This window comes from Pseudomonadota bacterium (assembly GCA_030860485.1).
GTDB lineage: Bacteria > Pseudomonadota > Gammaproteobacteria > JACCXJ01 > JACCXJ01 > JACCXJ01.
On sequence record JALZID010000357.1, the window covers coordinates 21284 to 40851 of the forward strand.

Consider the following 19568-nt stretch of genomic DNA (forward strand, 5'->3'; position numbering starts at 1 on the left):
TTGTTTGCGTTACTATTCATGTAATTATTCTCGGATTACATTGCATAGCGTTGGTGATCGTGCGGGCAAATCAGAGACAAGGTCATGCGATCCCTTTCGCGACAAACCGATCCCCAATCATGCGCAGGAGCCTGTGCTTTACGCCGGGCTCCAGCGTTCTCCAGCCCCAGACCGCGGCGGATCCCACGGCCGCCAAGGCAGCAGGATAGAGGTATGGAGCGAGCGAGAAGTCGAAGCCTTCACTGATGAGAAATATGAGCACCGAGGCCGAGCTAATGACGATCGGCGCAAGAGACAGAAATGGCAAGCCAACACCCTGTCGAGGCAACTCACGCCTGAGAAAGTAGTGACCCAACACCAGTAGAGCCAACAGTTCTCCCACCAAAATCGCCATACCAAATCCAGCGAGCCCGAAGTGGAAGAAAAGAAATCCGCCTACTACCAAGCTTAGGGTCCCTCTTATCACGGAAGCCGCCAGCACGACGCCGAGACTGTTGATGCCGTTTAGGTACAACGTTATCAACCCGCCAACATTGGCCAGGACAACGCTGGCAAGAAGCACGCAAAATAAAGACTTGTCAAGAGCCACGACATGAGCGGTCCAGTAACTGTAAATGGGTTCCATAAGTGGATAAGTTATGAGAACTCCGAGATTCACGGTGGACCCGACAACCACCGCATAGGCTTCGCTGATGGTCACCAGCTTCCGCCCTTCGCCTGTGGCGCTATAACGGACAACGTCAGGAAGCAATGGCGTGGTGAGCACGTTGGTGACGTTCGTCCAAAGGTTGGCCAAAGTCCGTACAGTGGAGAAAACAGGAACAACCGCAGGACTGGAAAGTGCCGAAACGAGCATGACCGTCCCATTGGTCGATCCCTGTTGAATGAGATTACTTGCCGTAAGCAACATCGAGCCACCCAAGTCCTTAATTGCGGTACGCCGCCGTCCACCCCGCCACCAGGGGTAATAGGCCGGCAATTTGAACCGAATATAAATGGCGGATGCCCAGTAGATAAAACACTGAACAAAAGCGAGCAGCACGCTGGTTTGGAGCATATCGAAATGCAGCATGGCCGCCAGAATAATCCCGATGAATTGACTGACCTGAAACCCCATTGACCACCAGGCAGCCTGATACATGAAGCCGGTAGGTATAAGCAGTCGATGAACAATACCCAGATAAGATCCAGACAAGGCCCAAGTGCCAATCAATACCAGTAATCCCAGGCTGGATTGATAAGCCGCCGCACGATCCGAGGGTACACCCAGCAATAACTCAACGCCATCGAAAAAGATCGCTGCCACGCCAAGCGACAACTGAAGCGCGCCAATAACGGCGATCCCCGTTATCGATGAAGCCAAGTGCTCACGCAGGGCGTTCTGATCTTGATGATAGAGGTAGTTGAGCTTGTTGCCGACGTAGGAAACAAACCCGGTATCCAGCGAGCGAACCAACATGAACGCAGCGTATAGCGCCACCCAACTGCCATAGGTTTCTCTGCCCCAATATTTCAAGCAAATAGGCACCGAAATGAGCTGGGACGCCACTGATAGCAGAGTCCAAAGTGCGCTAACCAAGGCAACCTTGGCCGCCCGATGTTCGATTCTCTCGCTGATCACCAGCACTTCCGTTTGTTTCGAGCGCAGGGCGTGAAGAACTGCTTGATGCTCATCTTGAGTTCGACGGGCTAAGAAGAATCAAATCTCATGCTAGTGGCGACCTCTTCGTCGATAGATGATCTCCGCCCGAGTATAGAAATGTTCTGATTGTGTCGCCCGAGCATTGTTGGAGATCATCTACCTCGACGGCAAGCACCTCCTGAACTCTCTGAAGCGAGAAAGGTGGGGCCGTTAGCACTACTGCAGAGTGATCAACCAAGCGAGTGTCTGGGCCATGTGGTTTGTCTTTGTTGGCAGAAAACGCTACGCTCATCCTGGGAAAATGCTCCGTGATCAACACGAAACGGTAGCTTGTCAACTTGCTAAGAACCACTGCAATCTCGGCGTTTGATAGGTGCTGGAGTACCTGCCGAACGAGGCAAAGGTCGCCGCCCGGAAGATCTTCCTCGGTAATATCCAGACATCGGAACGCGACCGTTTCGGTTGAATAATTTGCGACATGATGTGCAATCAATTCCGGGACCACATCGACACCAGTGTATTGGGGCGCAACGCGAGAAATCGCCCTGCCAATACGAAAGTCTCCACATCCCAAATCCACAACCGATTCGATACCATGGCCGCGAATAAACCGAGACACGTAATCTGCGTATACTTCAGCGACTTTCCCCGACGAACCACTGCCGGAGACAAATTCATCTTGGCCCCCGCCCCAAAGTTTCTCACGATAGATCTTGGAGAACGTTACGCACATTGAAAGCGCCGCGAACTCTCGGCGTTGCCTCTTGATTTTGAAGGAACGCACGAGCCCCAGTACCGACTCAAGCATCAAGCGCTTAATAATATATTTCATCACCAAGTCATTCCTTCTTGGAGTTCGTTGTAATGAATGGCCTAGTTAGAACGAACAGCAGATAACGCACCCCTCTGAGCCACAACTGATCATGCGGCGTTGCGGAATCTGCGCAGGTTTCAATCATGTGCCCCTTGCGACGAACGACGGCGTAGGCCAGCCACTTCGCGGTGAATAGACTTAAGCGAGTACGAAATTGCCACCAACGCCACAGCCCAATAAATGTGCTCAATTTATAGTGTTCCTTGTGGTTTGCTGCGTATATTTCATACATGATGGTTTGTCTTTTCCAATGCCATCGCTTACCGGTGTAAATATCTGGGTAGTACTCGGGGCGCTGGTGCCGGGGTTTAATTACTGGCTCAGGAACATATCCAACGGCACCAATACGTGATAAACGCATCCACATATCTACGTCCGCCAATAAATTAAACTGCTCTCGCATACCTCCAATTGCGTCCCATGCTGAACGACGAATCATGGCCGTCCCTCTTACAGGACACCGCCATTTCTTAAAAAGGTGTTTCTCCAAGAAAGCCCGTCCGTCTAATCGCTCGGAGGAGAACTTTTCCCCGTAGTGATATTCTGCATTCGGGACATCGTAAGAGTTAAATACATAAGTAGTGTCGGAAAATCGTTCCATGACAGAGGCCCATTTCTCCAACAGATCCCTACGATAGAGGTCATCATGATGCAAAAGAGCTATGTAGGGGCGCGTCGACTGTGCAACCGCAAAATTTGCGTTGCCGGGCATGCCCATGTTGTGAGGGGTGCGAACAGGTTTGACCCTCTCATCCGCTGCTGCAAGTTCACGAATCTTCTCCCACGTCCCGTCGGTCGAGCAATCATCGCTGACGATGACTTCGTAGCCTGTGATGGTTTGATCGAGTATCGACCTAAGCGAAGATTCGATGACCTCGACGTGATTGTATGTAAGCAGGCAAACAGAAATCCTAGCACCCGCTGATTTATTCACGGACCTGGATCACTGGTTGATCCATTGAGGTGATCACCGCACCGATACAAAGGTGACTAGGAAACACCATGCCCCTGCCAAAAGTATTGAACAAGCGATGGACAATACGGGACCTCCAATAAGCAATCCCTTTTTCTCTTGGAGGTGGGAATTGATAGTCTCCGGCCGCATCCAAATAAGAGCTAACATTTCCATAGCCGATATACTCAAAGCATCCCCGGTCAAGGGTCATCTTCCGACTAGCCGCATACTGTTCATACCAATTTGGCAGCATCCTGTAGCAGTCAATAGGATACTTATGCAAGGTCCAGACAGCGGGCGCAATTACTACAAGCGATCCATCAACGTCGAGGAGTTTTGTCGCATTATCAAGTACGCGGATGGGATTGAAAGTATGTTCCAGCACGTTTAGCACCAGAATTGATTTAAAGTTTGTTGTAGAACTAAAAAACGTCTCGATGTTGTCACTCTCGAAATCAGCGACATAGTCAACACTAGGTGATGACTGGATGTCACTTGCATGGTAATTCATGCCAGCATCCAAGAACATTTGCCTGCAGGTGTCGCCGCCATAACCTGCTCCAAGCTCAAGTACTGGGCCGATTATTTTATTTTGCTCCACGAGACGCTTGACATAATTCAGATCGTTTTCGATCATTCTTGATTTCTCGGTAAATACCAGGACTACTCAGTCTCCTTCATCTTTCAGATTCTTGGAGACAGAACTTTTTTCACTCCAACACACGTCTTCATTGCTTTACTGCCTTGATTAATACTTGACCGCCGAAAAGATTGGGCCAGTATCGGCAACCCCATTGATCCACGTATTCCGCCCATTTCCGAGGCAATACATGTCTGCGCAGCCACCAAAGAGGTACACTGCCATCTACGATCTTATTGGTTAGTTCAAGCTGCGAAGCTTTTGATAGCAAATACTTATCCGCCGTGAAATAGGTAAAGAAGCGAAGATGAGTGTCGTCCAGCACGCCCGAGGATTCGTACTCAAACCGCCCCAATAGAAACTGAACCCTCATACGCCAGGACAAAACATTGGGAACTGCAATCAGCACCTGCCCCCCGCTGCGCAGTAATCGTGAAAAACGAGCCAACACCACAGCGGGTTCTCGAAGGTGCTCTAGTACATGTGAGAAAATCAGGACATCGAATGACTGATTAGCCAGATCAGCAGGAAGCGCTGTTTCAATATCGAATACCCAGCATTGCGCCATGTGTCTTCGTGCCAGATCGGCCTCGACAGCCGAATGGGTAATGCCGAAAACATCGCACTCAGAGTCCCTGGATTTGACCAAACCCGCGTTATCACCTGCGCCACAGCCGATGTCGAGCAAGCGCTTGCAGCCCTTACCAAGTAACTCAATCAGGGGAGGATTTCCTTGGTTGGAATAAACCCGCTCCGACGCCGGAGGAGTTATCCCTCCATTTAGAACCTTCTGTGACGATATCAAATTCCCAGCCTTGTGGCGCACCACGCTCGGAGAAGTCGAGGATGGCGAGGCGGCGGTGGGCTGGCCGGTGCGGCGGTCCTCGGAGATCCAAACCCCTGCGCCATCGGGTCCGCGTGGGATCATGGCATAGACGTGCCTTCGCTCTGTATCAATCAGCCACCCCAACTGGGCCCCGTTGTTTATATTACTCCCCCATCTTAGCTTGTAGGTCGTTCAGGTCATCAGCTGGAGAGCACAGCTCGATCACAAAGGCAGGGCATAGAGGGGAAATCGCTTTCTCTGTTCCGCCGTCAACGTATTCAAGCGTGAGTAGGGGCTCCATGCCGCATCACGTGAATGCACTGCTCCGTTAGAAAGCTGAAAACCGGTTGAGGAATCGAACGTGCCACCGGTGCCATCACGCTTGGCCCACAACCTCAACTGCATCGTCATCTCGGCGTTTCGGTCACCGGTATTTCCCCCCGTGGGTCGCATGATGATCAACTCTCCCCGTGCGTTGCCCTCAATCCGCAGATCCCCGGTTGATCTGGGAGAACTGATAGAGCGGATCATCCGTGAGACCTAAAATGGACTGCAAACGGACGACGATGGACGAGCTAGCCATAGGCAGACCTCTCAATCGCCTCACGCTAAGCAGCGCGACGTGAAGGGCGTTTCGATCCCCATGCAACATCCACTGCAACACCTTTAGGGGTGCTTACTTACTCAGCATTCGATTAGTACCTTGCCATCGTGCCTGTTGTCCGTAAGGAGCCCAGATCGCTCAGCTTGTAGGAGCCCGCGTTTATTTTACGCGGCGTCAAGGACGATTTCCGAATTCATTGAACTCCAGCTTATACGGGATGCGGGAGATTTCGAAGGGCCAGATCTTCAATAACTTGCGACCCTCTCATCGGTACATCTCATTGCACCGGATTCTGTTGCAGACTGACGTCTGCCCTGGTATGACCATGAACCTCAAACGGCAGCTACAGCACACGCAAAGACGCTAAGGCGCGAAGATAAGGGGGCGCTAACAATTCGCGGCTTTGCGTCCTTGCGTGAACACAAGTATGACGCAGGGCCCCGGGGATGGCTCTGATCCTGACGTTGCTTCAGAGATCCCAAACGCAATGCCCCCAGCGATATCGGACAGAATACCCCCGCTGACGTACGCAGCGGTCGTCGCGGTCGCTCCAAAAATGCACCCGTATCTTCAAGGATTCCGCCGAGGCCCCTCAAGCGTATCGCACTCATCGCCGCGACGGGCACATCGGTCAGCGCTGCCGCATAATAGGGTCCGATCCGCTGGAGTGCGGCCTCGCCACCCTGGCAGACGCTCGGCGAGTTGAGGATGAACCGCGAGTTGGGGTCAAGCCGGGTCACGCAACCATTGGCCTGGGTCACGACGGCGCTCCCGGACGCTAAGGTCAGCACACGCGCCCCGAACATGCCCGAGTGGGTGACGGTGTAGGTTCCCGCCCTGACTAACGAGGACTATCCCCTGCACCTCTCCCAGGACCCCCTCGGGAGCGGCGGTTGGACGGTGACAACGCCGAACAGGCCCATCGCGGCGACGAGCGCGCAGAGACAACGATGAATTCGATGTATAAGAACCTCCCCTTGATGCACATTTTTTGCTCCCGGTAGTCTGTGATCCGTCCAGCCTTGACGATAGTCAAGCAACATCCCTGTCCTTCGTAGTGTATGATCCATCCAGCCTTGGCGATAGTCAAGCAACATCCCTGTCCTTCTTAAAGGAGGGAAGGGCGCCAAGTGTCGTTGCGACCTGGCGTGTGACATTGTCTCGCCGGGGGCAGGCGGTGATCATACCACGGACGCCCCGTCGAACAGGGCCTGGGGGCCGTCGTGGTGACGAATCTGGCGAACCATGGGGCGTCTCTCATCCGGTATCACGTCGGCGATGTCGCAGAGGCCGCGCGGGACCACTGCGCTTGCGGCCGTGGTCTCGGGCTGCTGGCGCAGTTGCACGGACGCTCGACTTGCTCGCGCTCCCGGACGGCGGCTACGCGTCGGGGCACTTGGTGGCGCAGCTCCTCGAGTCGTTCAAGCCGATTCGCAAGGTGCAGATCGCGCGGGACGAGCGCCCGACACGCTGCGCGTGGTCACGGTCAAGAGCCGGCCGCTGACCGCCGACGAGCGTTACTTCTTCTCACGGGAGCTCCGCAAGCGCTTCGGCGACACGGTGAAGATCGTCATCGAAGAAGTCGCCGACATCCCGTCGGATCCGTCGGGGAAGTACGTTGGGTCCGCAGCCGGATGTGGCAGGCGCGCAGCGCGGATGGGCACGATGCCGTTGAGCGATGAAGGTCGCGATCGACGCGCTTTCCAGCGTGCTGGGGGGTGGCTCGACGTATCTGGCGAACATGCTGCCAGCGATCGGCCGCCGCGACACGTGCCACGAGTATCTCGTGCTGGTGCCGCCGCAGGGCCCGGAGATCGCCGGCTCGTCGGCGATGCGGATCCTGCGCGACCCGCGGCTGGCGAGCGGACGCCGGCGCGTGCTCTTCGAGCAGTTGTCGCTGCCGGGCTGGCTGCGGCGGGAGCACATCGACGTCTTCTTCAGTACGGCGGACACTGTGCCGCTGGCCGCCCGTGGCCCGACGGTGATTTCCGCCCGCAACTCGCTACTGTACGCGCCGCCCGAGCTGCGACCGCTTCTGCGGCGCTACGAGCCGCGCCTCACGCTGCTGCGCGCGCTCTTTCGCGCCTCGGCGCGGAAGGCCGATTGTGTGGTCTTCGTCTCGGAGGCGTCGCGCACGATGGCCGTGACGTACGGCGGGATTCCGCGCGCGAAGACCCGGGTCGTGCATCATGGCCTCAGCGCACGCTTTGCGGAGCGCGGGTCCGCGTCGCCGGCGCCGCTGGCCGCTCCCTACGTGCTGACGGTCTGTGCGGTGAATGCGTACAAAAACCTGGGACCGCTCGTGCGGGCGTTTGCGCGCGTGGCCGGTCCGGATCACCTGCTCGTGATCGCCGGCGCGCTGCAGGAGCGTGCGTACGTGGCGGAAGTGGAAGCCGACGCGGCGCGTGCCGGACTTGGCGAGCGATTGCGATGGACGGGCCCCGTGCCCCATGCGGAGCTGTCCCGGTGGTACAGCCACGCCGCGGCCTTCGTGTTTCCGTCGCTCATCGAATCATTCGGCCATCCGCTCGGGGAGGCGATGGCGTGCGGCGCGCCGGTCGTCTCCTCGCGCATTCCGGTGGCGGAGGAGATCTGCGCGGACGCCGTCAGCTATTTCGATCCTTCCGACGAGGACACGCTCACCGGCGCGCTCGCACGCGTGCTGAGCGATCCGGCGCACGCCGCGTCGCTCGCGCGCCGGGGCCGCGCGCGTGCGGCGGAGTTCGACTGGGATCGATCGGCCAAGGCTCTGGTGCAGGTACTCGAAGACGTCGCGGCCGCGCGGCGCGCACGCTCGTGAACTGAGGACGGGACATGACTCCTATTGACGATCCGATTTGGCGCTACTGGAACAAGCATCCGAACGCGGTACAGAAGGGCGCCGGCCACGAGGTCGGCACGCGGGAGTTTTTCGAGGCCGTGGAGGCACACCGCTACGGCGCCGAACCCTGCATTCTCACGATGGCCGGCTTCGAAGACGCCCGCGGGAAGACGGTGCTGGAGATCGGCTGCGGCCAGGGCACCGACCTGCTGCAGTTCGCGCGTCACGGCGCCGAGGTGCACGGCCTCGACTACACGCCCGCCGGTATCGGCCTCGCGCGCCGGCGATTCCAGGTATACGGTCTGCCAGCCAAGCTGTTCGTCGGTGACGCGCGGCGACTGCCGTTTCCCAGCGACCGCTTCGACGTCGTGTACTCGCACGGCGTCCTGATGTGCGTCCCCGAATTCGATCAGTGCATCAACGAAGTCCATCGTGTCCTGAAGCCTGGTGGGCGCGCGACCGTGATGGTCTATAACACGCGGTCGTACCACTATGCGCTCGTGAAGTACGCCGTGGGGCCCCTGGTTGCGCTGCTCCTCGCGGCGGACAAGCTGGGGCTCGGTTCCGTGCTGCGGCTCTTCCTCCCGCGTCGCGTCTCCAACATGTTCGTGATCCTGAAAGACGAAGGCCGCGGGTTCGATCTCGATCGCATCCTCACGCTCAGCACGGATCCGTCGGAGCCGGGGAAGGACAACGCGCATCCCTTTGTCCGGTTCTACGACGCCGATGACATGCGCGCGTTCTTCAACTCGTTCGCGTCGGTGCGCGTCGACCTGCGCCAGCTGTACAAGTTCCCCGCGCCGGCCGCGGTCAAGCGGTGGGTTGAGCCCCTCTGGGGCTTTTTCCTGTACGTCACTGCGCGGAAGGGTGTGTAAGGGAACATGGCGGGCATGGCGGATTACAACGCAGAAGATAACGCCGACATCGTGTGGCGCAACCGCGATACCGTGGAGAACTACGTCTGCCTCATGAACGGCTCCGCCGTAATGCCGAAGGCTACTTGCCCACCGTGACCGACGGGACCTGGGGGATGGCCGGCTTCGGAGATTACAACGCCGACGGTAAAGCTGACATTCTCTGGCGCAACGCGGCTACCGGCGTGGCTCATGAACGGTAACGCCATTCAAGCTAATGGCTTCCTGCCGACGGTGCCGGATACGAGCTGGACCAGTCGCATCGAATTTCCTTCGCCTCAGCAGACCGAGGTAGCGTCCAGCGGCGGAAACCAGACCGCGGTTACAGGTGTCGCGGTGGCTGGCGCGGCCAACCAACCTGCACTTATCGCCAGAGCAGCGACGACCCAGCGAGGCAGTCCTTCGGGGGCCCGGTGTCGCCGGCTGCCAGAATTCCCGCATCACTCATGCATCTCCAGGCGCGAAGACGCTGGCTGCCGCTGCGCCGGCGACGACATGAATGTCCACGCTCTTCCAGAGCGGCGGCTTGTGCACGACTTCCACCGGCTCCGGCCCCTATGACTTGTGCTTCAACAATACCGAAAACCTCACCGCCACTCGCACACTGACGGTTAATATTAATGATGCCTGCCCCACTTCCGTAATTACGTAGCGTTGGGGCGCGGTTGGTAAAAACCGGTTTCACGCGAATGTGCTCAAGACGATTCAGCCCGACAGGAACGCGATCGATGTGTTTCCGGCGGCGTACCGCCTCAATACCCTCGGATCAGTCAAAAGGCCCTAGCGGCCCGAAAAATGTGACGATTACTCATTTGTATACATGTATACACGGGGGAGCCTTAGTATTGGCGCGTCGCGCGCACTTTATTTCCTTTTCCTTTTGTCGTTGCTGCACAGCTTCTTGCTGCACCCGCTCAGCGGTAATGTTTTCCTCTTCCTCAGGAAAAAACCGCGATGATTGCGTCCGACCACGGTCTCATCCGAGCGGCACGATGTACGCGGTCTGTCCATTCGGCAAAGCCCTTTGCGTCGGCGTCGGAAGCTGCTTTCCGTTGACCTCGACGCGCGGTGCTTGTCTGAAGCCGGTGAGCGTGAGTTGGGTCGCCATGCCAGCAGGGCTCAGACCGGCTTTGACCGCATAATCGATCCAGAGGCGGTTTTCCTTGGGCTGGATCGCGACGCGCAGCAGACCGACTTTGCCCGCGCCTCTGATAACGACGCCACCTGGTACGCTCAGCGTCCAGTCGGCTGGCTCCGGCAGTGGGTTGTATCCGGTGTAAACGCCACTCGTCGGCTCTGCCCGCAGATACGCCGGCCGTCCCGCTTCTGTCGTCAACACGGCTCCGTTTTTCTCGAGGCGTCCCGTTGTTCCCTGCTGCGAGTTAGGTGTGTCGCGATCTATCCCCGGCAGGTAAGGCCACGTGCCGTTTATCCTGCGATATGGAACTGCTTTCGTTTGCATGCCGGGCTTCAGAGGGTAGTTCGCGTCGGGCTGTTCATAATCGGTTCCACAGCCCATTTCCATGACGTCCTGTCCGCTGCGGTATTCAACGCTCAGAAGCTTCTTCGCTGCGTCCCATTGGGTAGTGAGCCGATTTGACTGCATTCGCTTCGAGAAAGTCGAAAAGTCGCCGTATTCCGCCGCATCGCCCAATTCGACAACGAATCCGCCGTAGCTGGCCGTGGTGATTTTCGCCCAATCCAAATCCTTGGGCGAGGCCCCTTTCTCGTTTTGATAATTGTATGACGTAATGATAAGCGCAGGCTTGATCACGGCCCCCGTGGGCTCGGTCTTGCCTGCGCCGCCGCTGCCCATGACGATCTCGCTCGCGCGAGACAGATCCGTAGCCGGGAGGGGAATAATGCCGAGGTAGGACACCCCATCTTTGATGGTGACCACCTGGCCCGCTCTCAACTTCGCCGGTATTTGCGTGATCTGCCGACCGTCGACGTAGAGCTCCCAGTTCTGCTGCGTTCGGAAGTCCCACAAGGCGATAACCGTAGCGAGACTGCGGAGGCCGTCCTTGCCCGCGAGAGCCATGATGCGACTTTGATTCGACAGCGGTTTGGTACACACAATCGCACGATTTTTATGCTGATACGTAACCATGCCGCCGGCATACGGTATAACGCCCCCGACCGTAGTTGCCATGTCTGGATCGTTGACGGCATAGCGCAGCGTCAGAGTCCCGAGGTCCTCCATCGTGCTGGCTGGCTCCGCCTTGTGAGTCCATTGCGCTATAAGGTCAGCCGTGCCCCCTCTGATGTCCTGACTGGCCAAGCCGTAATGCCGGCCGAGATAGGCGCGCCGCCAAAGCGGCGGGTTGAAATTGCCGCGCATGGTGTCGGTAGCCGTTTCCTCGAACGGAAAGCGCTTGTTGTCGACAATCTGGGCGACCCAGTCGGACGCCCATTTCGATGGAAGAGCTTGCATTCCCACGCGGCCCGGGGACACGTCGTAATCCCATATGAGCATGTCGTGGACCTTTGCATCGTAGCCGCGGTCGAGATAGTTGAGCACGCCTTTCTGCGACAGTGTGTGCAGGATCCCGTAAATACCGGCCTGTTCAACGAGGATTCCGGCTAAGCGCGCCCGTCCCGACGGATTGACGATTCGTCTCAGATTGGGATGATAGGCGCTGGCGAGAAGGTCGACGGAGCGATCCAGAGCGATCGCGGCCATGAGCCGGTCGGATTGCGTCGGACCGAAATCGGCCATCACTTTTTGTCCGCTGATAGTGACCGACAAGTAATAATGATCGAGCATCTCTTGCGGCGTTCCATCACGCAACGTCCACAGCTTGAGAACATACTGTTCCAAACCGTGCCGGCCATCGGCCATTGCATGCTCCGAGCCGATTATGCTTCCACCGAGAAGCGCGCCCATTGCGGCTGTGTGGTGGAAGTTCTGCGTCGTCATCGTGTAGAGGTAACCGTCGCGGAAGAATGATGAGCGCCCGCGCCAGTCCTTGGTTTTCTCCCAGTACTCCGCCGCTTCTTTGCTGTTCGGGTGGAAGAGCTCGCTCGTGGGAATGTCGGGCATGAGCCAGGAGTCCCAATATGCCTTGATGTGGTCCTGGACGTAATCGGGCAGCAACTGACGGTACAAGTACCAGACCAGAAGTTCGTCATGGATGCCCCATCCTCGCTGATAGCGCGGCGGTGTCTCCAATATGTCCCGGATCAGCCGCTCATATTGCTTGTAATCGCCCGCGTCCAACGCCTTCCCCCATGGGCTCGCTCGGTCTCCACCGATCTTGTATACGTCCATTACGTGGCGAAACAGCCACGGCGTCATCGTCGTCAACGGATTGATGGCAAGCTGCTTCGCCAGCTCGTTGAACTGCGCGGGCGAAGGCATCACTGCTGTGGGCTTGCCTTTGGCCCCTGACTTTTCGAGCTCGGCGATCAGCCTGGAGATGTCGGTCGGCGGCGGAAGTTGCACGAGCGAGGCATTCGCGTGCTTTCCGGCGGCCGGTTTGAATGTCACGACCAGCCGGGCGTTTTTGAACTTCAGTCCGTGGCCCCCGGTAGGAACGTTCCACTCGTATTGGGCATCCGGGGTTTTTTCCCGGTAACGCATGTCATAGGTTTCGAGCTTTTTTAGGAGCAGTCCCTTCTCCTCAATCCATCTCAGCCGCTTGCCGATATCTTTATCAAGACCGTTGCCCGTCAGCAGGGCGGTGATGTCGATGCGGCCTTGGGGCCTTACCCGCGACAACTCGACGGGTCCGAGTCGCACGTCAAAGCGGTCGCGTTTAATGTCTGCCGCGCCGTACTTGGCCCAATAGCCTACACCGTCCACATAGGCATTGAAGGTCGGTCCGTGCCCTGGCTCAGGAACCCAGGGCTGTCGCAGCGGCCACGCTACGATATGCCACTGCGGCTGATTCTGCGCCCACTTTTGTTTGCTTCCGACGCGAACCGTATAACCCTGCGGCACGATTTCGTAGCCACCATATTCGAGGACTACCTCGGCTTTGGCGATGTCCAACCCACCGTTGAGCTTGCTTCTTATGCTGTCCGCAACCGCGGGAAAGCGAACCAAGACTGCCCGATGGACGGCGTCGACCGTCATGGCATTCGGGAAGCTCGCATTCCACTCCCGGCCGTCGATACCCGCGGTCAAGGCCTGATCGAAGCTCGCCGTGAGGGATTGATTTTCCGCCGCACAGGCGGCCGCGGCACAGAACAGGGAGCACGCGAGGGTCAGCAGGCGGTAAAGCACGCGCGACGGGGCTAACATTCGAGCGGACGGCATTCCGGGACTCCTATTCTGCGGCACGCGGAATTGATGCTATCACGGGCTGCAGCGACCTCCTGTCTAGCACGGTACCGAAGAGGAATTACGCGATTGTGGTATCGAAAAGCCTCCGCTACCATGCGCGTCGCTCGCTTTCAACCATGATGCACCGAGATGATACATTCGTCCGCTTCAATGGAAATGATGGGGTCTGCGTAGCGTAATAGCCGCGGTGAGACATCAGCTCGTTCCCTCCGCACTGTGCGAAGGCCTCCGGATCGCCCATGTCGCTCGAGCAGCCAGTGGAGCGGCGCACTCATTACATCGCGCAGACGACCTATGGAAATTGACACGACTGTGATAGAAAAGCTGAAATCGTTGATACCCAGACAGCTCTTGCATCAGTACCGCGCGTACAGACGAGCGGCCCAGGACAGGAAAAAACGCACTTTGCTCTCCATCGGGAATTTTTGCGACCGTTTACCGCACAATGCCTGGGGTGGTCAATCACGTCAATTCTGCTCCGGTGGCGGTTCTGTCACCGACGAGATCACAACGCCGTATACAAACCGCATCGGCGAGTACCTGGACACCCACTGGTCCGGCAGAAGCAAAAGTCGTCGATCTCGGGTGCGGAGACTTCGAGCTGGGGCGGCGTCTGCTGGGGCACCGCTCGAAATATGAATTCTACGACGATCGGGTTAGACATTGCAAAGAACGTGTTTCAGACGCAGCGTGGCACATCACGATGCCGTTAGGGAGGGGGTGGAGTCCATTCCATTATCCTCGCATACCTCGGCGAGCCCACCCACCCCCCCCCCGCGCATCGCCCCCGCCGCCCGAGGTCCGCCCCGATGGGGAGGGGGACTTCGATACACGCGAAGGCGAAACGTTCGCGCTGAGTGAGCCTGATCTCGACCAGCGCGTGAGCGGGTAGGCGCCTTCCCACTCCCCACCGTCCTGCCGATCAAGGCTATTGACCGGCACCGGCGGGCTCGCGTACGGGCTAAGAACTGCCACCTCTGCGTCCCCCCACAGCCACCTGGACACCGGCCATGGCCAACCCAAACGACCTCTTCCCGTCCCAGCGGCGGTTGCCCCGTTGCCACCCGGCCTGTCTGACCCGGCAATATGCGTTGCGAAACCGCGTTGAATGTCCTATCCTTGACTATCGGTATGGTGCGCCGTGACGAAAGAGGGTCCGGCCGGTCGGTGCCGATTCTCGCTGCGCTTTTCCAGCGGGTGGAAGTCCCGCTCCGGTAGACGCCGCTGTGCCGGATAGCAGGCCCCCGATCGCGGTCGAGAGGCCGTACGTCGAAGCGGGGCGTCGAAAGCCCGTCAGGCGGCGCGAGCCGCGCAGCGGGGAGCAAGCACGTGGGCCGCAACATCAGGTGAAGCCTGCAGCCTCGACAGAGGAACAATCCGGGAGCCGGAGCCGCTCATGTCACGGCGAAGCCCACCCTCGACGCACCAGTACGGAATGCGCGGCGGGTCCTGGCGGGGGAGTACGGGGCGCAGCGTGGAACACGGGAGGCCCGTCTGCGTGGCTACGGTCGGGCAGCGTGGCTCGTATAAGCCGAAGGCGAAGTCGAGCGCGGCGCAGCGGGAGTCCGAGGGGCTCGTAGTACCGACGATGACCGTGCAGAACAACGTGATCGGAGGGAAGGGGCCCTGCTTTGGTCACTCTTGGGGCGAACCTCAAGACGGGCTACGGGTGCGGGCCGAGCCGACGACTCAGTCGGTGCAAGCCCCATCAGCGGACCATCGGCAAGCCGGGTGCGGGAAATCCGCACGCAGGGTTTGAAAGGGGGTTCTGCCCTCTCGCCGATGACTTCCGTCACCTAGCGAAAGGGCAGAATCTACCCATGGCCCAGAACGGTTTTCGGTGCATCGCCTGCGAAAGCGATGGTGCTCCGGAGGTGCTCGCCAACGATGGCTTCGCCTGGGGCGCCGGGGAGGCACGGGGGACTTGGGAGTTTCGGCTTCTCCGGTGCCGAGGGTGCGGCCTCGGGCGTCTCGATCCGCCGCCCGACGACGCGACGCTGCGCGCGCTGTACTCGGCCGACTACTGCGCGTATGACGGCGAGGCGGGCCAGCGCGCGACCGCGACGCCGTCGCGCAAGGTGAAGATGCTGATCTCCGAGGTCGCGGCCTTCGCGGGCCGCGACGGGGGGGCGGCGCCGGCGGCGCTGCGTCGGGGCGCGGCGGTGGTGACCGCGGCGCTGGAGTTCGCGGGCGCGCGCACGGTGCCGTTCACGACGTCCGAGCCGTTCGAGCGCGGTCGGGATGCGCGCACCCTCGACTTCGGCTGCGGCTGGGGCTGGTGGCTACGCTCGATGGCCGCGCAGGGGTTTCGCGATCTGTGGGGTTACGACATCGACCAGCCCGGCCTGCCCAAGCTCGAGCGCGCGGGCATCCAGGTTGCGCGATCGTTCGCCGACCTGCCGAAGGAGGCGTTCGACGTCATCCGGCTCGAGCACGTGCTCGAACACATCGTCGATCCGGTCGCGACGCTCCGGCAGCTCGGCGAGCGGCTGCGACCCGACGGCGCGATCGTGATCGCGGTACCCAACTTCGGCTGCTGGGCCGCGCGCACGGCGGGGCTTTCGTGGGGCAACATGGCGCTGCCTCATCACCTCAGTCACTTCACTGAGGCCGCTCTGCGTGCCGTTGCGAGCCAAGCGCGGCTTCGAGTAGACGAGGTGCAGTTCCTTCCGATCTGGGAGGCGGCGGCCACGGCGGTCGACGCCGACGGCAAGAAAGGGCGACCGCGGACAGCGCCCGATTTCCGGTCGCTCGGCCCGCGTCTTTGGAAGCATCGCTATCACGCGTGGTCGCGTCGGCAGCACGACGGCGACGTCATCGGGCTGCGGCTCGTCCGGTGAGCGGCGCGCCTCGGACGCTGCTGTGCGTCCTCGACCATCCGACGCAGTACGATCCTCCTGTGTGGGCGGCCATGGAGCGGCGCGGCCGGCTGCGGCCGGTGGTCTGGTACACCTCGACCGCGCGCCGGCACGACCCCGAGGTCGGCCGCAAGGTCGGCTGGGGCGAGCTGCCGTCGATCGCGAGCGAGGAGGTGCCGGCCGCCGAGGTGGCCGCGCGCATCGATGCCCTGCCCGAGGCGCCTGACGCCGTGCTGACCGCCGGTTGGACCGCCTCCATCACCTGGTCGGCGCGCGCGGCGGCGGCCCGGCGCGGGGCCGCCGTGATCCTGCCCGGCGACAAGACGCTCAACGAGCGGACGCGCCGCGAGCCGACGCGCACCGCGTCGGCGCTGGCGCACGCGGCCAAGAACCGGCTCTTCGACGGCTTCCTCGTGACCGGGATCCTGGCGCGCCAGTTCTGCGCCAGCACCGGGGTTCCCGAGGATCGGATCGCGCGCGGCCTCTATCCCGTCGACGTCGCTTGGTGGCAGGCGCGGATGAAGGCGCTCGGCGAGCGCTCGGCCGAGCTGCGACGCTGGGCCGGCGACGGCGCGACGGTCGTCGTCGCGGTGACCAAGCTGAGCGAGCGCGAGGATCCGCTGGGCCTGGTGCGCGCGTTCGGCCGCATGCACCGGAAGGTGCCCAAGGCTCGCTTCCTGCTGGTCGGTGACGGCCCCATGCGTGAGGCGACCCGGTCAACTGCCGGCGCTCAGCGATGGGGTGCCGCTCTTCGCATGGAAGGGTACGTGCCCTACCAGGAGCTGCCTCTCTACTATGGTGCTGCCGACATCTTCGTTCACGCGCCCAAGGTCGAGCCTTGGGGATTGAGCGTTCTCGAAGCCATGGCCTGCGGCGTGCCTGTGGTCGCCACCACCGCGGTCGGCTCGGCTGCGGATCTCGTGATCACCGGGCGCACGGGATGGGTAGCCGAGCCCGATGATCCCGACCGTCTGGGCGGCGCGCTGGCGTCGCTGGCCGCCGCGATCCGCCGGCGGCCCTTCCACGAAGAGGTTACAGAACGTGTCCGGGCCTTCGATTTGGATTCAGCCTCGGAAGAGCTTGAGCACTTGGTGGAGCGGTGTTGCTACAAGGGTATGCCGGCAGACTGGCCGAGTGTTGCAGCCGTCGCCCGGCGGAGCGTGCGCAACGAATGGGGTGCGTGGCCGCCGTGAGGATCGCCGTCGTTTCGGAGTTCCGCCCCGACTCTGACGTCGGGCTCGATTCAACCTACGCACGTGCGTTCGGGGCCCTCGGTCACGATGTGTCGCGGCACGGCCTTCACGCGCTTCGTGGGGAGCACGTTCGCTTCCCATCAGCGGCCATGATGGCCGCCCAGGCAGGCTTGCGCGACGCGGTTTCGGCCCTCTCGCCGCCGCTCGTGGTCATCGTGAAGGGTGTCGGCGTCATGGCACGCACGGTCGAGGCTTGGCAGCGGAACGGAGCGCGGGTGGTCAACGTGTTTCCGGACAACCCCGGCGAGGCCGTGGGCGCGGCGCCGATCGGCCGTACCCTGCCCGGGCAGCTGAAGCGCCTGGATCGCGTCTTCGTCCACGATCGATTCGCGGTGGGTCAACTGCGGCGGGCGGGAATCCGAGCGGAGTTCATGGCGTTCGCGCGCGACCACGAGATCCACGACCCGGAGTTCGCCGGTCCGCGTCCGCCCGATCATCCCGAGATCGTCTTCGTCGGAAACCCCGACGAAGAGCGCATCCGCTACCTGCGTGCCATCGCGGACCTCCCGCTGGGGCTGTGGGGGAGGTGGTCGTGGGCCCGCCTTCCTCCTGGCGATCCGTTGGCCGCGTGTATCCGAGGCTCGGTCGGCAACGGGAAGCCCATGGTGTCATTGCTCGCACACGCCACGCTCGCCATCAATGTGATGCGGCGCAGCCAGAAGACCGCGCACAACATGCGCACGTTCGAGAACCCGGCGTGCGGCGCCTGCGCGCTGTCCGAGTCGACCAACGCCGTGCTCGAGCTGATGCAGGACGGCGTCGAGGTGGCGACGTTCTCGACCCCCGAAGAGCTGCGCCGCGTGGCGATCGGGCTGCTCGGCAACGACAAGCGCCGGCGCGCCATTGCGGAAGCCGGCTGGCAGCGCGTGCGCAGCGACACCTATCAGGTGCGCGCGCGTAAGATCATCGACGCGGTCGGCTAGCGCGGCCTGTACTTCGGACGCGCCGCCGGCCCGATGTCGGCGAGCGCGGGATTCTGCCGATCGCGATCCGAGACGATGGGCTGCGCGACGCCCCAGTCGATACCGAGCGCGCGGTCGTCCCAGCGGATGCCGAGTTCGTCGGCGCCGTCATAGTACTCGTCCACGAGGTAGGTCATGAACGAGTCGATGCGCGCGAGGAACGCGTGCGCGACGCCGGCTAGAGCGCCAGGTGGCGCGCGTCGTCCAGCTCGAAGGAGGTCACGCGCTTGAAGGTGGGCGAGCCGGCGCGGAAGTCGAACAGAATCGCGCGCACGTCGCCGGTCGGGACGAACCACAGGTCGGCCTGCTTGAGGTGATAGTGCAGTCCGCGCAGGGTATTGCCGCAAAATACCCGCCGAACTTAGTGGCCGGACAAGCGGTAGGACATCCGCGAGCATTGCATTTCACATTCTAACGTCGATCAATGTCGCACCGCCCAAAGAGCTTTCGATTTGCGATATTGGAGGTGGAATCGGTCTATTTTCAATCGGCTGCGCGGCTGTAGGATTTGGCCGGGTAGTGCTTGTCGACGACTTCGGCGATCAAGTGAATCGCAGCGTGGGCTGGTAGTCCGGTCATTCCGACGTCGATAATGTCGCGACTTGCAATCTCCACCCCATAACTATGATGCAACTGGAGTACGTTGTCGACAAGCTCGATATCGTCACCAGTTTCGACAGCATGGAACATTGGCACAATTCACCGAAATCTCTATTTCGGGAGGCTGGCTCTCGTCTTGCGCCTAGCGGAGAATTTGTGCTCGGAGTTCCGAACAATGTGAATCTGCGAAGCGAATTTGAGTGCCGCTCGGTTATGGTCGGTGGAGCTCGATGCAGGATTGGTATAAGGAGGAAAAGTTTCGCGGCCCTGTGAGAGAGCCAAGCGTGGACGATTTTGCGCTGCATTGCAAATGATATGGGCCTTGCACGAC

The 19568-nt window shown here is 60.3% G+C and carries 13 protein-coding genes and 1 pseudogene; 5 read left to right on the plus strand and 9 right to left on the minus strand.

Annotated elements, in window-relative coordinates; all coding sequences use genetic code 11:
- Positions 1-82 precede the first annotated feature (82 nt).
- The 6 genes from M3461_22150 to M3461_22175 all read right to left on the minus strand — a co-directional run bounded on the left by M3461_22150 (position 83) and on the right by M3461_22175 (position 6887).
- Positions 83-1621, minus strand: a complete 1539-nt coding sequence (locus tag M3461_22150; GenBank protein ID MDQ3776857.1) for a hypothetical protein — start codon at positions 1619-1621, stop codon at positions 83-85.
- 85 nt (positions 1622-1706) lie between these two features.
- A complete protein-coding gene (locus M3461_22155) occupies positions 1707-2474 on the minus strand; it encodes a class I SAM-dependent methyltransferase (protein MDQ3776858.1) in 768 nt (255 codons plus the stop codon).
- Positions 2475-2481: 7 nt separating this feature from the next.
- Positions 2482-3450 carry a glycosyltransferase gene (locus tag M3461_22160; protein MDQ3776859.1) on the minus strand — a complete coding sequence of 323 codons (969 nt, stop codon included), beginning with the start codon at positions 3448-3450 and terminating at the stop codon, positions 2482-2484.
- Positions 3443-4108 (minus strand): class I SAM-dependent methyltransferase, encoded by a 666-nt coding sequence (locus tag M3461_22165; GenBank protein ID MDQ3776860.1) that lies wholly within the window; start codon positions 4106-4108, stop codon positions 3443-3445. The genes M3461_22160 and M3461_22165 overlap by 8 nt, the downstream gene beginning before the upstream one ends.
- A gap of 91 nt (positions 4109-4199) precedes the next feature.
- On the minus strand, positions 4200-5081 hold the full coding sequence (locus M3461_22170; protein MDQ3776861.1) for a class I SAM-dependent methyltransferase: 882 nt from the start codon (positions 5079-5081) through the stop codon (positions 4200-4202).
- 1641 nt (positions 5082-6722) lie between these two features.
- Positions 6723-6887 carry a hypothetical protein gene (locus M3461_22175; GenBank protein MDQ3776862.1) on the minus strand — a complete coding sequence of 55 codons (165 nt, stop codon included), beginning with the start codon at positions 6885-6887 and terminating at the stop codon, positions 6723-6725.
- Between the two features lie 332 nt (positions 6888-7219).
- On the opposite strand from M3461_22175, the gene M3461_22180 reads away from it, so the two are divergent.
- The gene (locus M3461_22180) at positions 7220-8341 is read left to right on the plus strand and encodes a glycosyltransferase family 4 protein (GenBank protein MDQ3776863.1); all 1122 of its coding nucleotides are present in this window, start codon (positions 7220-7222) and stop codon (positions 8339-8341) included.
- 14 nt (positions 8342-8355) lie between these two features.
- On the plus strand, positions 8356-9237 hold the full coding sequence (locus tag M3461_22185) for a class I SAM-dependent methyltransferase (protein MDQ3776864.1): 882 nt from the start codon (positions 8356-8358) through the stop codon (positions 9235-9237).
- 1015 nt (positions 9238-10252) lie between these two features.
- On the opposite strand, the gene M3461_22190 is transcribed toward M3461_22185, so the two are convergent.
- A complete protein-coding gene (locus tag M3461_22190; GenBank protein MDQ3776865.1) occupies positions 10253-13504 on the minus strand; it encodes a hypothetical protein in 3252 nt (1083 codons plus the stop codon).
- A gap of 1880 nt (positions 13505-15384) precedes the next feature.
- Here M3461_22190 and M3461_22195 point away from each other — a divergent pair.
- The 3 genes from M3461_22195 to M3461_22205 all read left to right on the plus strand — a co-directional run bounded on the left by M3461_22195 (position 15385) and on the right by M3461_22205 (position 18598).
- Positions 15385-16404 (plus strand): class I SAM-dependent methyltransferase, encoded by a 1020-nt coding sequence (locus M3461_22195; protein ID MDQ3776866.1) that lies wholly within the window; start codon positions 15385-15387, stop codon positions 16402-16404.
- A gap of 71 nt (positions 16405-16475) precedes the next feature.
- Entirely contained in the window at positions 16476-17615 is a 1140-nt protein-coding gene (locus M3461_22200; GenBank protein ID MDQ3776867.1) for a glycosyltransferase, read from the plus strand.
- The gene (locus M3461_22205) at positions 17603-18598 is read left to right on the plus strand and encodes a glycosyltransferase (protein ID MDQ3776868.1); all 996 of its coding nucleotides are present in this window, start codon (positions 17603-17605) and stop codon (positions 18596-18598) included. Before M3461_22200 ends, M3461_22205 begins: the two co-directional genes overlap by 13 nt.
- Here the strand turns inward: M3461_22205 and M3461_22210 are convergent.
- Positions 18595-18935 (minus strand): annotated as a pseudogene (locus tag M3461_22210) (dTDP-4-dehydrorhamnose 3,5-epimerase). The gene M3461_22205 and the pseudogene M3461_22210 overlap by 4 nt on opposite strands.
- A gap of 185 nt (positions 18936-19120) precedes the next feature.
- Positions 19121-19333 (minus strand): hypothetical protein, encoded by a 213-nt coding sequence (locus tag M3461_22215; protein MDQ3776869.1) that lies wholly within the window; start codon positions 19331-19333, stop codon positions 19121-19123.
- Positions 19334-19568: the final 235 nt, after the last annotated feature.

Bases quoted from the DNA above. Each gene is read 5' to 3' on its own strand.
- M3461_22155 (MDQ3776858.1), bottom strand. From the start codon at position 2,474: ATGAAATATATTATTAAGCGCTTGATGCTTGAGTCGGTACTGGGGCTC.
- M3461_22165 (MDQ3776860.1), bottom strand. From the start codon at position 4,108: ATGATCGAAAACGATCTGAATTATGTCAAGCGTCTCGTGGAGCAAAAT.
- M3461_22180 (MDQ3776863.1), top strand. From the start codon at position 7,220: ATGAAGGTCGCGATCGACGCGCTTTCCAGCGTGCTGGGGGGTGGCTCG.
- M3461_22185 (MDQ3776864.1), top strand. From the start codon at position 8,356: ATGACTCCTATTGACGATCCGATTTGGCGCTACTGGAACAAGCATCCG.
- M3461_22195 (MDQ3776866.1), top strand. From the start codon at position 15,385: ATGGCCCAGAACGGTTTTCGGTGCATCGCCTGCGAAAGCGATGGTGCT.
- M3461_22200 (MDQ3776867.1), top strand. From the start codon at position 16,476: ATGGAGCGGCGCGGCCGGCTGCGGCCGGTGGTCTGGTACACCTCGACC.